Raw genomic sequence first — 14141 nt, forward strand, 5'->3', positions numbered from 1 at the left:
CAGGTCATCATTACGCTTTGTTGAGATTTGTTTGTAAAGGTCCGCAGCGTTGCGCTAGTCACGCCTAGTTTATTCTCATTGGATCGCCGGATGACGATGATGGCCGAGCTGATCGAGGCCCGGACCGCCGATCGCATGGCGGCCGCGCAGAGCCGGATCGCCGACGTCGAGATCATCCCCGACATCGACTCCGCCGAGCCAATCTGGCGCGCGCTCGAGCAGACCGGTCAGCATTGTTCGCCCTATCAGCGGTTCGATTTCCTCAGTGCCTGGCAGCGCCATGTCGGTCACGCCGAGGGCCGACAGCCGTTCATCGTGATTGCGCGCGACGTCGAGCGCCGGCCGCTGCTGCTTCTGCCGCTGGGTCTCGAACGCAAATTCGGCGTCCGCGTGGCGGGATTCCTCGGCGGTAAACACTCGACCTTCAACATGCCGTTATGGCGGCGTGATTTCGCGGCGAGCGCGGGCGAAGCCGACATCGCCGAGCTGATCAGGCGGATGCGGGATATCGGCGGAGCCGATCTGCTTGCATTCGAACAGCAGCCGGCGCGCTGGAACGATCTCGCCAATCCGTTGGCCCGCCTTCCCCACCAGCCGTCAGTCAACGATTGCCCGGTGCTGGTGCTGCCGCCCGGCGCGGCCCCGAGCGACTTGATCAGCAACTCGATGCGGCGCCGGCTCAAGGGCAAGGAGCGCAAGCTGCAGGAACTGCCTGGCTATCGCTATGCCCAGGCGCGCACGCAAGCCGATGTCGACCGCCTGCTCGAGGCGTTCTTCCGGATCAAGCCGGTGCGAATGGCGGCGCAGAATCTGCCGAACGTGTTCGCCGAACCCGGCGTCGCCGATTTCATCCGCCAAGCCTGCTCCACGGAGCTGAGCGGCGGCGGCCGCGCGATCGAAATCCACGCGCTGGAATGCGACGATGAGATGATCGCGATGTATGCGGGCGTCGCCGACGGCAGCCGCTACTCGATGATGTTCAACACCTACACGCTGTCGGACGCGGCGCGCTACAGCCCCGGCCTGATCCTGATGCGCCATATCATCGATCACTACGCCGCGTGCGGCTATCGCTGGATCGACCTCGGCATCGGCTCAGATGACTACAAGAAGATGTTCTGCAAGGACCTTGAGCCGATCTTTGACAGCTTCATCCCGCTGACACCGCGCGGACAGGTCGCCGCGGCGGCGATGTCGGCGATCGGCCGCGGCAAGCGCGCGGTCAAGCACAGTCCGGCGATGATGCAGTTGGTGCAACGCGTGCGCAGCGTGTTGCCGCGCTGAGATCAGCGTTCCTTCAGATTGCCCAAAGGAAAACGCCCGGGACTAAGCCCGGGCGTTTCTCGCTGATCTGTTTGATGGCTTTAAGCCGCTGCGGATCGCTGTCCCGGCTCGATCGGATCAATTGGCTCGGCGGCGCGCAGCATCGTCACCTCAGAGAAGCCGACCGCGACGAGCTGCTCGGCCATTTTGGCGCGCGCCTCGCTGGTCATCGTGGGCGCCGGCACGACGGCGGCCTGCGCTTGCGACGTCAGCAGCTCTGCCGGCAGATCCGACGCGGTGCCGGCATCGAGCAGCACGTGGTCATACACCCGCATCAGTGCATCGATCGCCAGCGACAGCCGCGGCGAATGCAGCAGCATCCGGTCGAAGCCGGGCTTGCCGGCGCTGACCAATTGCAGCGACGAGGAGCGGTCGCGGGTGATGATCTGGCCGAACGCCGCCTCACCCAGCATCAATTCGGCAAGACCGGGGGCAGCCGGATCAATCGACGCGACCTTCAGCATCGCGGAGGATTCCGACAGGTCGATCAGCACAACCTTGGCGTCCTGGGCGAGCCGGCGGGCCAGCACCAGCGCCGTCGTGGTGACCGAGTCGGTGTCGCCAGTGCCAAGCACGGTGAGTTTCCTCCCGCCCTCACCGGCCGTGCGCAAACGTTGCACCAGTGCTTCGATTTCCCCGACCGGCGCAGCGGCAGCGGTAGGCGCAGCAACCGGAGCAGCTTCGATTGGAGCCGTCGCCACGATCGGCGCGGTCGCAGCCGGCGCAGCAAAGGTCGGCGGTGCTGCGGGTGCGGGGCGCACGACGGGAGCCGCTGCCGCAACCGGCACCAAATCCGGCTCGACAACCGCCGGCGCAGCAACCTCACGAGCCCGCGGCTGGGTCATCCGCAGCAGTTCGCCGGTCGCGATGCTGCCGGAAGTCAACAGCAGCGTCGCCAGCGTGGCGATCAGCACGATCGGCAGCTTCTTCGGATAGTCGGGCGTGTTGGAGACGATCGCACGCGAGATGATGCGGCCATCCGACGGCGATTGGTCGATCGTCTCGCGCGTCGTCGCCTCGCGATACTTCGCCAGATAGGATTCCAGCAGATCGCGCTGTGCCTTGGCTTCGCGTTCCAGCGCGCGGAGCTGCACGTCCTGGCCGTTGGTCGCCGAGGCCTGCTTCTTCAGCTGATCGAGACTGGCCGACAGATTCTCCACCCGGCTGCTGGCGATCCGTGCATCGTTCTCGAACGAACGCGACAGCTTCACCGCTTCGTCGCGGAGCTGCTGGTCGAGATCGGACAGCTGCGCCTTCAGTTCTTTGATCCGCGGATGACCGCCGAGCAACGTCGAGCTCTGTTCGGCGAGCTGCGCGCGAAGCGTGACCCGCTGCTCCGACAGCCGGCGGATCAGTTCGGAGTTCAGCACTTCGGAAGCTTCGATCGGGCCGCCACTCTTCAGCATCTCCTTGATCAGCCGGGACTTGGCTTCGGCATCGGACTTCAGCGCACGGGCGTTGGCAAGCTGGGCGTTGATGTCGCCGAGTTGCTGGTTCGACAGCGTGGTGTTGTTGGTGCCGATGAACAGGCTCGACTTGGAGCGGAAGTCCTCGACCTTGTCTTCGGCCTCCGACACCTTCTTGCGTAGTGACTCGATCTCGCCGGACAGCCACTGCCCTGCCGCCTTGGCCTGCGCCTGACGCGCGTTCTGCTGCAGCACCAGATAGCCGTCCGCGATCGAATTGGCGACGCGCGCGGCAAGCTCGGGATCTTCGGACTGGAATTCGACCACCATCACCCGCGACTTGTCGACCGCATACGCGGTCAGCCGCTCATAGTAAGCGTTCAGCACTCGTTCTTCCGGCGTCATCGCGAACGGATCGCGGCCGATGCCGATCAGCGCCAGCAACGATTTGATCGGATTGATGCCTTTCAGCACCGGATCGAATTCCGGCCGCTCGGCGAGCTTGTTCTTCTTGATGATCTCGAGCGCGAGCTGGCGCGACAGCAGCAATTGAACCTGGCTGGTCACCGCTTCGGGGTCCGGGCCGCTGCGCTGATCGTCGCGATCGCCGCTCGGACGCAGGAAGGTGTTCTCGCGGCCGTCGATCAGGATTCGCGCCTCGGATTTGTAGCGCGGCGTGATCAGGTTCACGATCGCCAGCGAGACGACCAGCGCAAGCAGCGTCGGCGCGATGATCAGATGCTTTTTGCGGGCGAGCGCCTGCCCGATCAGCCGCACGTCGATGTCGCCGTCCGGCGGCAGCGGTGACGGCTTTTCGATCTGAACGGTACGAGTTGGGGGGCGCTTGAAGATCGCCTGACGAATCGCAGGCTTCTGCGCGGGAGCCGCGGCGGTTTCGGTTGCAGCTGCTGAAGTTGCGGCGGTCGAAGATTCGCGCAATGGGGCTGATGCCTTCGCCGTCTCGTCGGTGTTCCGGCGCCAGAACGCGATCCGCATTGTCTACTCCTACGTGACGCGACCAACCGTCAGTTCGGTTCCGACTACAAACCATTAAGGTTGCTGCGCGGTTAATCTCGACGTAGACGAGTAACTAATTCATGCTGCCCGCGCTTACGCAAACACGTTTTGTTAACCACGAAAGTCGATTAATCGGAATCGACTTTTCCGGATCAATCCATGCCCCGCGCCGCCATTCTAACTGGCTTCTGTCCCGCTGCGCGCTGTTACGGCGGATGGCGCGGCGTGCTGTGCGCACCGGCGATCCGATGACCGCTGCCACTCAGGATCAGCCGCTCCGGATCGTCCATGCGGTGCGCGCTCCGGTCGGCGGTATCATCCGCCATATCCTTGATCTCGCCAACGGCCAGGCTGATCGCGGCCATCACGTCGCCCTGATCACCGACAGCCTCACCGGCGGCGACCGCGCTGTCGCCGCGCTCGACGAGATCGCGCCGAAGATGAAGCTCGGCGTCTATCGGCTACCGATCCGCCGCGAGCCAAGCATCACCGATCTGTTCGTCTGGGGCCGCTTCGTTCGCCTGATCGCGACGCTGCGACCGGACGTGTTGCACGGCCATGGCGCCAAGGCCGGCATCTTCATGCGCGTGGTACCACGGCCGGCCGGCTCGATCCGGGTCTACACCCCGCATGGCGGCTCGCTGCACTATCCGACGACCACGTTCAAAGGGCAGCTCTACAGCCGGCTCGAGCGGCTCTCGATGAACCGCACCGAACTATTCCTGTTCGAGAGCGAGTTCGCGCGCTCAACCTATGAGCGCATGATCGGCAAGCCCGAGGGGCTGGTCCGCTGCGTATTCAACGGCGTCACCGCCGGCGAATTCGATCCGGTTTCGCTGGCGGCCGATGCCACCGACGTCTGCTACGTCGGTGAATTCCGCCACATCAAGGGTGCCGATCTGCTGGTCGACGCGATTGCGCGGCTGCGGGCCGAGGGCCGCTCCGTAACGCTGACGCTTGGCGGCGACGGTGAAGAAACCGCGGCGTTGAAGGCGCAGGTGGCGCGGCTCGATCTCGGCGCCGCGGTGCGTTTCATCGGCCACGTGAAAGCTCGTCATGGTTTCGCGCAGGGCCGTCTGCTGGTGGTGCCGTCGCGCGGCGATTCCATGCCCTATGTGGTGATCGAAGCGGCCGCTGCCGGCGTCCCGATGATCGCCGCCAATGTCGGCGGCATCCCGGAGATCTTTGGTCCGGACCATCGCGACGCGTTGTTCGCCCCGAGCGATCCGGCCGCGATGGCGAAGGCAATCGCGACCGCGCTCGACGACCTGAACGCGGCCCGAGACCGGGCCAGGCAGCTCCGCGAGCGGATCTTTCTGCACTTCTCGCAAAAGGCGATGGTCGAAGGCGTGCTCGCCGGCTACCGCGAAGCCTTGGCACAGCAGCGCTGAGCGTCGGCGGTCGCGCTAACCGTTTCTTGCGACTTTTCCGTTAAGGCCCGGACCGGGGGAGTTCGCCGGACGACAAAGTCGTGCCGACGCAAGAGACGGACATGAACAGATGGAGCCGATCAGCGCACGCTCGATGATCAGCGCTGCAGCGACGGAAGCCGTGGTCGCCAACGGCGACGGTGCGCCGCGCGTGGAACGCCGCAAGCGTTTGTCGCCGGCCGCCCTCGCCGTTGCCAATCAGAAGGTTCCGCCGGCGTTTTCGCCGATCGTGATCGCCGGCTCCGTCCGCCTGGCTGATTTCCTTGTGATCGCCGCCGTCGGCATCGCGCTGTACTTCGCGCTGGTGGTCCGCCGCGATGGCTTTGCTTGGGAGTACATCGCGGCGATCCTCGGCACCACGGCGACCGCAATCGTCGCATTCCAGGCAGCCGACCTCTACGAGGTGCAGCTGTTCCGCGGCACCTTGAGACAAATGACCAGGATCATCTCGACGTGGTCGATCGTATTCCTGCTGTTCATCGGCGCATCGTTCTTCGCCAAGCTTGGCGGCGAAGTGTCGCGGCTGTGGCTGGGTTCGTTCTTTTTCGCTGGGCTCGCGTTGCTGATCATCGAGCGACTGTCAGTGCGCGCGCTGGTGCGGCACTGGGCGTCGCAAGGCCGGCTCGACCGCCGCACCGTGATCGTCGGCGCCGACGCTAATGGCGCCAAGCTGATCGAAGCGCTGAAGGCCGAGCACGCCGACGCCTCCGACATCCGCATCCTCGGTGTGTTCGACGATCGCAACGACGCCCGTTCGCAGTCCACCTGCGCCGGCGTGCCGAAGCTCGGCAAGGTTGACGACATTCCGGAATTCGCCCGCCGCACCCGCGTCGACCTCGTGCTGTTCGCGCTGCCAATCTCGGCCGAGACCCGCATCCTCGACATGCTGAAGAAGCTGTGGGTGTTGCCGGTCGACATCCGGCTGTCGGCGCACACCAACAAGCTGCGGTTCCGGCCGCGCGCTTATTCCTATGTCGGCAAGGTGCCGACGCTCGACGTGTTCGAAGCCCCGATCACCGATTGGGATCAGGTGATGAAGCAGGTGTTCGACCGCGTGGTCGGCGGCTTGATCCTGCTGCTCGCGGCGCCGGTGATGGCGTTGGTGGCGCTGGCGATCAAGCTCGACAGTCCGGGTCCGGTGCTGTTCCGCCAGAAGCGGTTCGGCTTCAACAACGAGCGGATCGACGTGCTCAAGTTCCGGTCGATGTATCACCACCAGGCCGACCCGACCGCCTCCAAGGTCGTCACCCGCAACGATCCGCGTGTCACCCGCGTCGGCCGCTTCATCCGCCGCACCAGCCTCGACGAGCTGCCGCAGCTGATCAATGTGGTGTTCAAGGGCAACCTGTCGCTGGTCGGCCCTCGCCCGCATGCGGTGCAAGGGAAGCTGCAGAGCCGGCTGTTCGACGAAGCCGTCGACGGCTACTTCGCCCGCCACCGTGTCAAGCCGGGCATCACCGGCTGGGCTCAGATCAACGGTTGGCGCGGCGAGATCGACAACGAAGAGAAGATCCAGAAGCGCGTCGAGTTCGACCTGTATTACATCGAAAACTGGTCGGTGCTGTTCGATCTCTACATCCTGCTGAGAACGCCGTGGGCGCTGCTCAAGGGCGAGAACGCGTACTGAGGCGCTCGTTTCACGTGCGCTCCCCACACCGTCATTCCGGGGCGCCGCGTAGCGGCGAACCCGGAATCCCAAGATTGTTGAAACGTCGTGCCTCACCACGTCGAGATTCCAGGTTCGCGAGCTTCCGCTCGCGCTCCGGAATGACGAGAATGAGAGCTTGCTACTTATTCCCGTATGACACACCCATCCCGGCCCGGACATCGGCCTGGATGCCGTATGGTGCGATCGGGTAACGCAGGCCGTTCTTGGCGAGCTGCTTCATGCCGTCGATCGCCTTGGCAAGATGCGCTGGGCTCAGCGCCATCAGCATCTCTTCGTCCGGCACACCGCCATAGCGGCGCTCGGCGAAACACGGCAGCGAAAGGCTCGGCTCGCCGGTCTTCAGCGCCCTGCCCCAGGAATCGGCGCAGGCGGTTTCGCCGACCACGCTCCATTCGAACTTCTTGTAGCCGGCATACTGCAGCCCGTTGATCAGGATGATCATCTGACCGGGCGTTGCATAGACGAGGCAGATGTCCGGCGGATCGAGCCGGCCGCTCGATAGCGGCGAAACTGCCATCGCCTGGTGATGGCCGAACGGCACCACGTCAAGCGCGTGCTGACGGGCGCTGGCGTCCTCCTGCGTTGCATGCCAGACGCCGACGTACGACCGTCCGGTGAGCCATTGCTCGTCCTGCGGCGCTAGGCCGATCACCGCGCGGCACTGTTCGCCGACCAGATCGGCGGCGGTGATACCGACGGTCCAGCCGAGCCGCGACGCCATCGATACGATCTGGTCGGTGGTGTGGATCGCGTTCGGCCGGCGGATCTTCGGCACCGCCTCCATCTCGGCGACGGTCCGGAACAGCTTCATTCCGATCACCGTGGTCTTCAGCCGCAAGAGCGCGTTGAGATCGGCGACCAGGCCGGCGAGATCGATGCGCTCCGGCGCGGCGGCGGCATCCATGGCGGGCTCCCTTCGGTTTGTTATTGGTCTTGGTCGCGGTCAGCCGAGCCGCCAGCCGACTTCGGCCGCGAAGCTCTGGTAGAACTCGACCTCGTAGGCGCGCTCCGGCATGGCGCGAACGCGAGCGTCGAGCGCATGAGCATCGTCGCCGACCAGGATGCGCCAATCACCGCGGCGCACGCCGTCGAGGATACTGCGCGCCGCCGCGGCGGCGCTGGTCGGCGCGTCTTCTTGGAAGCTCCGCGCCCGCTCCTTGGCGATCGCGCGAAGGTCGTCGTCGGAGGTCTGCGACAGATCAATCCCGGCCGCCGACAAGCGCTGGCGCATGCCGGCGACTTCTTCGGCGCTGAGTTCGTCGGAGCTGTCGCCAAGCTGGATCCGCCTGGAGTTGGTCATGATCGACGTGCCGATGTGGCCCGGCATCACCACCGAACAGCGGACATGCGGCGCATTCAGCCGGAGATCGCCGATCAGCGCTTCGGAGAATCCCTTCACGGCGAATTTCGCGGCGCTGTAGGCAGTGTGCGGCACCGTGGGTCCAAGCGAGGCCCAGAAGCCGTTGACACTCGAGGTGTTGACGATGTGGCCGTGGTCGGCCGCGATCAGCATCGGCAGGAAAATGCGCGTGCCGAGATACACGCCGCCCCAGCAGATGTTGAAGGTACGCTCCCATTGTTCGCGGGAATTGGCGATCATGCTGCCGCCACCGCCGATGCCGGCGTTGTTGAACAACAGATGGATGCAGCCGGTGGCATGCTGCGCGGTGACCTCGTCGCGAAACCGCTGCATCTGCGCTTCGTCGGAGACGTCGACGACGTGGGTGGTGATCCGCACGCCTTGCGGCAGGCCGTCGGCCTCGCACAGCCGCCGCGTTTCATCCATCGCAGTTTGCGCAACGTCGCAGATCGCGACGTGGCAGCCTTCGGCGACGAGTTGGCGGGCGAGCTCGCGCCCCATCCCCGCGCCGCCGCCGGTGATCACGGCAATCCTGCCAGCGAAATCCCTCATGGTCGCGTCGTCCCTTCCCGATTTTTGATGCGCGCCGGTTCGAGCCGGAGCTGCAGGGGCGAGCTTAGCTGCAGGCCATCGCTTGCGCGAGTCCGTCGCGGTGCATTGCAGCCGGCCTGCATTCGTCGTCAGGCGCGTCCCGGACAGCGCCGCGCTTTTGCGATTCGGTGAATTGCCCTAGTCTTGCAGACAGATTCAGTCGATCCTTATGGAGTCCCCGATCATGCTGGCAGCCACCCTTCAGACCGCGGCGTTTCTGTTCCTGCTGCTGGTCGCGCTTCTGGTGTTTTCGGTGTTCGTCGCCTTCACGGCGCCGGCGCTGACCAAGTCGCCGAAGCCCGGCTTCACCACGGTGCTGATATATTTCGCCGCCGAACTTGCCGCGTTGATCGTGGCGATCTGGATCGTGGTCGAGGTGTCGTCGTTCGAACTGTTGCCGGTCTTGATCGCGCTGGCGATCGCCGCGGTGGTGTTCGCCCCGCAGCTCGTCGCCAAGATCCCGCTGCCGGAGCCGGTCGCCGGATTTCTCGGGCGCAAGTAATCCCGCTGCGGAGCCTACCCGCGCCGCGCGGCGGGTCAGGCCAAGCAGAGCTCGCCACGATGCTGGAAAACCGCCCTCCGGGGCGGTTTTCGTTTGTGGGGGATAAAAGCTAGCTTTAGTGGGCGTGCGCGCGGCGTATCCGGGCGATCGCGCCGGCGGTGATCTGCATCGTCACGCCGGCGAGCCAGCCGGTCAAAATCAGCCAGCTCCAGACCGAATGCAGGTTGAGCCGCAGCACCACGGCGCTGACGGACGCAAACGCCGCGAGCGTCGCCAGAAACGTCCCGAATGCGCTGAGAAACTCCGCGGCGTCGATCTTGCCGCTGGCGCGACTGTCCTCGTCGGCGCCGTGGAACGGCAGCGGCGGAATGTCGATGCCGAGATAGAACCCGATCGCGCCGAGTGCGATCATGCCCAGCAGGAAGCCGATCGTGGTCAAGGCCGCGAAGCTGGTGCCGACATGAGCGCCGACGAAGGTGCCGCACGCCGCGCCGGCCAGCGCCAGCCCGGTTCGTTCGAGAAAATGGGCGGCCTTCCGTACACGCAGTCGCATCGTCGAATCCTCGCTTGTCGCGATGCAACGACGTTATGACATTTCAATGAACCGCGGAAGGATGTGGGTTGCCGGTAACCTGAGGCCGTCGCGGTCAGATCGTCGCGGCAAGCCGCCGCCGTCCCGCGCAGCCAAAGTATCGCGGGACGGCCCTGGTCGATCAGAAGTTGAACGTCGTCGACAACAAGTAGGTCCGTGGCGCGCCGAGCCCGATCGCGGTACCGCTATAAGACGACGCGTAGTAGGCCACGTTTTCCACGTTCTCGATCGCTGCCCGCACCACGATTGGCTTGCCATTCCACGGCGACAGGAAGGTGTACCGGGCTCCGAGATCGAACCGCGTCCACGCTGGCAGCACCTGGGTGTTGGCGGCGTTGGCGTAGGTCCAGCCTGTGTGGATCACACGGCCCGTCAACGTCAGGCCGTCGACGCCCGGCACGTCGACCTCGGCGCCGAGATTGACGTTGACCCGCGCAACGCCCGGCGCACGATTGCCGTCGTTGAGACCTCTGTCGGTCTTTTCCAGCACGCCGTCCATGAACGTGGCGCCGCCGAGCAGCCGCAGGCCCGGCGCCATTTCACCGAACACGTTGAGCTCGGCGCCACGGTTTCGCTGCTCCCCGTTGGCCGACAGCGTCAACACGCCGTTCGCACTCGACGCGATCGCGCTCGGCTGCTTGATCTCGAACAGGCTGCCGGTGACGCTGATCTTGCCGAAGTCGACCTTCACGCCGGTCTCGACCTGTTTGGTCTGGAACGGCGGAAACACTTGGCCGACATTGTCATAGCCGATCCCCACGGTCGTGCCCGGCTGCAGCCCTTCGATGTAGTTGGCATACAGCGTCACGTTCGACAGCGGCCGGATCAGCAGCGCATAGGCCGGGCTCCAGGCTGCGCCGTCCTGCCCGGTGGTGACGCCGGTGAGCAGATCGGTCGAGCCGTTGCTGACGTGCTGACGGCGGACGCCGACCACGGCCTGAACGCCGCCGTTCAGGATCGACATCGTATCGGCCGCCCCGACGCTCCACTGCTTCAGGCTGACCGAGTTGCTGCTCGGGATCGAGAACAACGGTTCGGGGATCGCCTTGTAGTTGTAGATGTTCGATCCGACGAGACTGTTTGCGCCCAGATAGGAGCTGTCGCTGGGACGATCGAATACCCCGTAGTTCACCACGAATTTGTGGTTGATCGGCCCGGTGTCGGCCTCGCCGCGTACCCCGACTTCACCGGTCTTGGCCGTGAACGTCTGCTCGCCGGCGAACGGGCGCGAGCCATAGTCGCCCGCCTGGTTGATGATGGTCGGCGACAGGAATTTGAAATCGATCTTGGCCTGATGATAGCCGGCCGCACCGTACACCGTCAGCCCGGGCGTAACGTCGACTTCGGCCTTCACCGTGGCGAAGGTGTCCTTCGGCTTCCAGTAGGCCCAGTCCGGAATCGCGTTGGAGTTGGCCGCGGGCGCGGGCGGCAGCGGCACAACGCTCGACTGGAAACTGAAGAACCGGATCGGCGGATTCAGGTTGTGGGCCTGATAACCGACATCGGCCGAGACCCGGACGTTCTCGCCGCGATAATCCAGGCCCAGCACGGCGTTACCGAATTCGCTGCTCTGCCGATCGAATGGCGTCTTGCCGTCGCTGTAGCTGCCGTTGAAGCGGACGCCCCACTCCTTGTGCTCGCCATAGCGCCGCGCGACATCGGCCTGCAGGCCGAATTGCGAGCGCGACGCGTAGGTCGCGGTGAGCTGGGTGATGTCGTAATCTGGCGCCTTCTTGGTGACCAGATTGATGCTGCCGCCGACCGCGCCGAGCGGCGAGATGCCGGTGAGCAGCGCGGTCGGGCCCTTCAGGATTTCGACCCGTTCAATGAAATTGGCGCCGACGCTCCAGAACGGCGCCATGCCGTACATGCCGTTGAGCGCCAGATCGCCGACGTCGTAGTAGAATCCGCGGATGAAATAGCCGTCCTGTCCGCCGCCGGCGGACGTCACCGCGCGCACCGAGGGGTCGTTGGCGACGACGTCGCGGATCGTGCGCGCCTGCTGATCCTGCATCAGCTTGGCAGTGTAGTTGGTTTGGCTGAATGGCGTGTCGAGCAGGCTGCGATTGCCGAGGAAACCGACCTGCCCGCCACTCGCGACCTGGCCCCCCGCGTAGCTGGCCGGTAGTGCGCCGAGCGTGCCGGTCGACGGCGTCACGTAAGGCACCGGCGCGACCGGTGCAGGTGGCCGCGCCTCCCGGCGAGCGGCAACGCGTCGCGTGGTGCCGGCGCGCGTACTGGCGACCGGACGCGCGGTGCGCGCCCGCTCGGCGCGCGGCGCATCGACGGTGACGGCCGGCAGATTGGATTGCGCTTGCGCGCCCTGCGGAATTGGAATCGTCAGCGCGACCGCACCGACGGTGCAGAGCAGAAGAGTTCGCCCTGTCGCTTTTGTTGTTGTTTGAAACATGCCCATGCCCCGATGTTGCTGGGAGGCCCAGCGCCATCGCTGCTGTAATCGAGCATGTCCGTCCGAACACGAGGTTGCAGCATAGAATACCTCAAACCGGCCGCGCGACGCGGACGAATGAGCACAATCGACAAGTGATTAGTTGATGGAAGGTTCTTCAACGCCTGTCAGCGATTAGCTGATGCACAGCGCTTGCGAGTGTGCGTATCGAAGCAAGCCCGAGATGCGACAAATTGTCATGTCAGATTGTCTTTTGATCGATTCTGAGAACCGTTACTTCGGAGCGAGTAGTAATTCCGACGTCGCCCGGCGATTGCGCCAACCTAGCTATTCGCAGTCCCTTTATCCGGCGCCGGATGACTTGGCAGATCATCGTGGGAGTGGTGATGGACGGCGGCTGTGACGTCGGTAAGACCGTCGCCAGCCGTCCCATCGATCATGGTCTGCCCGAACTCGATCGTGCGCATACCGGCGCCGTCATCGTCTCCGTCCCGCTCCAGCAGCCGCCAAGGGATGAAGGCGTTCTTCACCGATTGCCAGAACGACGACATGTCGTGCGCCCTCTAAAGCTCGTCTCGACAAGGAGTGTCGGACCTGGCGGCCGCGACCCGCCTAAATTCTATGGATGGATCTGAGGCAGAATAACGCGCGCCCGAACGCGCGCCGCACTCGATGAAAAAAATACCGAAGGCCGATGAATGGTCGGAGCGAAAGGATTTGAACCTTCGACCCCTAGTCTCCCAGACTAGTGCGCTAACCGGGCTGCGCCACGCTCCGATGCCGTTTCGGCCCTGATGCTGTAGCGGCGATCGCGCGTTCGCGCAAGCTGCGGAGGATCAATTCGGGGGCGTGTTTGGCGAAGAATGCGGGGTTGGACCTGTTCATCTGATCCGCCCCGACCTGAGGTGCAGCCCGCCGTTTCCGCTCCCAGGTCACCACACTCGATTGCCCGAGCGTGTTCCTGGGGATCAGTAAGCCGACTGCGCTGAAATCTTCGCAGGCCAACTCAATCGGAGATGGCCGGACAAGCCCGGTCAAGGCAGAAACTGAAAGCTCTGTTGAACCTTAGGCCTGATTCTTGAGATTACTGCTCAAGACCGTCGCCCGTCCTCAGCCGTCCTTGATCGCGGCGTCGAGCAGTTCGCGGCAGGCGATCAGATCGGTCAGTGCGGCGCGAAGCGGTGCGAGATCGACCGGTGGCGGAGCCGGCGGCGCCTTGGCGGCGGGGAACTCCAGCGGCGGCAGATCGAACCGCGGTGCGCGGCCGGGAGCTGCCATGACGGGAGCCGGCTCGACGGCGAAATCGTCGTCGTGGTCATCGTCCTCATGATCATCGAACCGCGGCGCATGGCGCGACTCGGCCTCAAGGGTACGTCGCGGCGAAGCTGCCGGTGCTGCGCGCCGATCCGGCTCGGCCATCGTGGCGTGCAGGTCGAGCCCTTCGTCCTCGCCATCGTAGTCGTCGTCATCGGCGTCGATGCCGCCGGGGACGGGCTCGAACTCTTCTTCCTCGGCCACGGTCCGGGTGATCGCCGCCTCGACCGCGCCGAAGCTGGCGTGGACCTCGGCGTCGGCCAGCCGCTGCACCGATTTGATGCCGTGCTCTTTCAGGATCCGCTGCACACCGCGGATGGTGTAGCCCTCGCCGTACAGCAGACGGCGGATGCCCTTGAGCAGATCGACGTCGTCGGGCCGGTAGTAGCGCCGCCCGCCCGACCGCTTCATCGGCTTGATCTGGGTGAACCGTGTTTCCCAGAACCGCAGCACGTGCTGCGGAATGTCGAGCTCGGCTGCGACCTCGCTGATGGTGCGGAATGCGTCGGGTGCCTTGTCCAAAGGCC

At 64.8% G+C, this 14141-nt stretch carries 11 protein-coding genes and 1 tRNA gene; 4 read left to right on the forward strand and 8 right to left on the reverse strand.

Annotated elements, in window-relative coordinates; genetic code table 11:
- The first annotated feature begins 90 nt into the window (after window positions 1-90).
- Complete coding sequence (locus DY467_RS00650) at window positions 91-1284, forward strand: GNAT family N-acetyltransferase (protein ID WP_164633643.1); 1194 nt, start codon at window positions 91-93, stop codon at window positions 1282-1284.
- Between the two features lie 80 nt (window positions 1285-1364).
- On the opposite strand, the gene DY467_RS00655 is transcribed toward DY467_RS00650, so the two are convergent.
- Window positions 1365-3725 carry a GumC family protein gene (locus DY467_RS00655; RefSeq protein WP_164633644.1) on the reverse strand — a complete coding sequence of 787 codons (2361 nt, stop codon included), beginning with the start codon at window positions 3723-3725 and terminating at the stop codon, window positions 1365-1367.
- Between the two features lie 269 nt (window positions 3726-3994).
- Between DY467_RS00655 and DY467_RS00660 the strand changes: the two genes are divergently transcribed.
- Both DY467_RS00660 and DY467_RS00665 read left to right on the forward strand, forming a co-directional pair.
- The gene (locus DY467_RS00660; protein WP_164633645.1) at window positions 3995-5137 is read left to right on the forward strand and encodes a glycosyltransferase family 4 protein; all 1143 of its coding nucleotides are present in this window, start codon (window positions 3995-3997) and stop codon (window positions 5135-5137) included.
- Window positions 5138-5246: 109 nt separating this feature from the next.
- On the forward strand, window positions 5247-6803 hold the full coding sequence (locus DY467_RS00665; protein ID WP_164633646.1) for an undecaprenyl-phosphate glucose phosphotransferase: 1557 nt from the start codon (window positions 5247-5249) through the stop codon (window positions 6801-6803).
- 160 nt (window positions 6804-6963) lie between these two features.
- On the opposite strand, the gene DY467_RS00670 is transcribed toward DY467_RS00665, so the two are convergent.
- Window positions 6964-7749 (reverse strand): DUF169 domain-containing protein, encoded by a 786-nt coding sequence (locus DY467_RS00670; RefSeq protein ID WP_164633647.1) that lies wholly within the window; start codon window positions 7747-7749, stop codon window positions 6964-6966.
- Between the two features lie 39 nt (window positions 7750-7788).
- Window positions 7789-8757 (reverse strand): SDR family NAD(P)-dependent oxidoreductase, encoded by a 969-nt coding sequence (locus tag DY467_RS00675; protein ID WP_164633648.1) that lies wholly within the window; start codon window positions 8755-8757, stop codon window positions 7789-7791.
- A 223-nt stretch (window positions 8758-8980) separates the two neighbouring features.
- Here DY467_RS00675 and DY467_RS00680 point away from each other — a divergent pair, with 223 nt between their 5' ends.
- The gene (locus DY467_RS00680) at window positions 8981-9298 is read left to right on the forward strand and encodes a hypothetical protein (RefSeq protein WP_164633649.1); all 318 of its coding nucleotides are present in this window, start codon (window positions 8981-8983) and stop codon (window positions 9296-9298) included.
- A 115-nt stretch (window positions 9299-9413) separates the two neighbouring features.
- Here the strand turns inward: DY467_RS00680 and DY467_RS00685 are convergent, their stop codons facing one another.
- The 5 genes from DY467_RS00685 to DY467_RS00705 all read right to left on the reverse strand — a co-directional run bounded on the left by DY467_RS00685 (window position 9414) and on the right by DY467_RS00705 (window position 14136).
- Window positions 9414-9851: a hypothetical protein gene (locus tag DY467_RS00685; RefSeq protein WP_164633650.1), complete on the reverse strand. Its 438-nt coding sequence runs from the start codon at window positions 9849-9851 to the stop codon at window positions 9414-9416.
- A gap of 160 nt (window positions 9852-10011) precedes the next feature.
- Window positions 10012-12306: a TonB-dependent receptor gene (locus tag DY467_RS00690; protein ID WP_164633651.1), complete on the reverse strand. Its 2295-nt coding sequence runs from the start codon at window positions 12304-12306 to the stop codon at window positions 10012-10014.
- 317 nt (window positions 12307-12623) lie between these two features.
- Window positions 12624-12851, reverse strand: coding sequence for a hypothetical protein (locus DY467_RS00695; RefSeq protein ID WP_164633652.1), 228 nt, complete (start codon window positions 12849-12851; stop codon window positions 12624-12626).
- Between the two features lie 148 nt (window positions 12852-12999).
- A tRNA-Pro gene (locus DY467_RS00700) sits at window positions 13000-13077 on the reverse strand.
- A gap of 333 nt (window positions 13078-13410) precedes the next feature.
- A complete protein-coding gene (locus DY467_RS00705; protein ID WP_164633653.1) occupies window positions 13411-14136 on the reverse strand; it encodes a MerR family transcriptional regulator in 726 nt (241 codons plus the stop codon).
- Window positions 14137-14141 lie beyond the last annotated feature (5 nt).

Source organism: Rhodopseudomonas sp. BR0G17, assembly GCF_010907025.1.
GTDB lineage: Bacteria > Pseudomonadota > Alphaproteobacteria > Rhizobiales > Xanthobacteraceae > Rhodopseudomonas > Rhodopseudomonas palustris_H.

Coding starts and splice junctions, on each gene's coding strand:
- DY467_RS00650 (WP_164633643.1), top strand. CDS start 91: ATGACGATGATGGCCGAGCTGATCGAGGCCCGGACCGCCGATCGCATG.
- DY467_RS00655 (WP_164633644.1), bottom strand. CDS start 3,725: ATGCGGATCGCGTTCTGGCGCCGGAACACCGACGAGACGGCGAAGGCA.
- DY467_RS00660 (WP_164633645.1), top strand. CDS start 3,995: ATGACCGCTGCCACTCAGGATCAGCCGCTCCGGATCGTCCATGCGGTG.
- DY467_RS00665 (WP_164633646.1), top strand. CDS start 5,247: ATGGAGCCGATCAGCGCACGCTCGATGATCAGCGCTGCAGCGACGGAA.
- DY467_RS00670 (WP_164633647.1), bottom strand. CDS start 7,749: ATGGATGCCGCCGCCGCGCCGGAGCGCATCGATCTCGCCGGCCTGGTC.
- DY467_RS00675 (WP_164633648.1), bottom strand. CDS start 8,757: ATGAGGGATTTCGCTGGCAGGATTGCCGTGATCACCGGCGGCGGCGCG.
- DY467_RS00680 (WP_164633649.1), top strand. CDS start 8,981: ATGCTGGCAGCCACCCTTCAGACCGCGGCGTTTCTGTTCCTGCTGCTG.
- DY467_RS00685 (WP_164633650.1), bottom strand. CDS start 9,851: ATGCGACTGCGTGTACGGAAGGCCGCCCATTTTCTCGAACGAACCGGG.
- DY467_RS00690 (WP_164633651.1), bottom strand. CDS start 12,306: ATGGGCATGTTTCAAACAACAACAAAAGCGACAGGGCGAACTCTTCTG.
- DY467_RS00695 (WP_164633652.1), bottom strand. CDS start 12,851: ATGTCGTCGTTCTGGCAATCGGTGAAGAACGCCTTCATCCCTTGGCGG.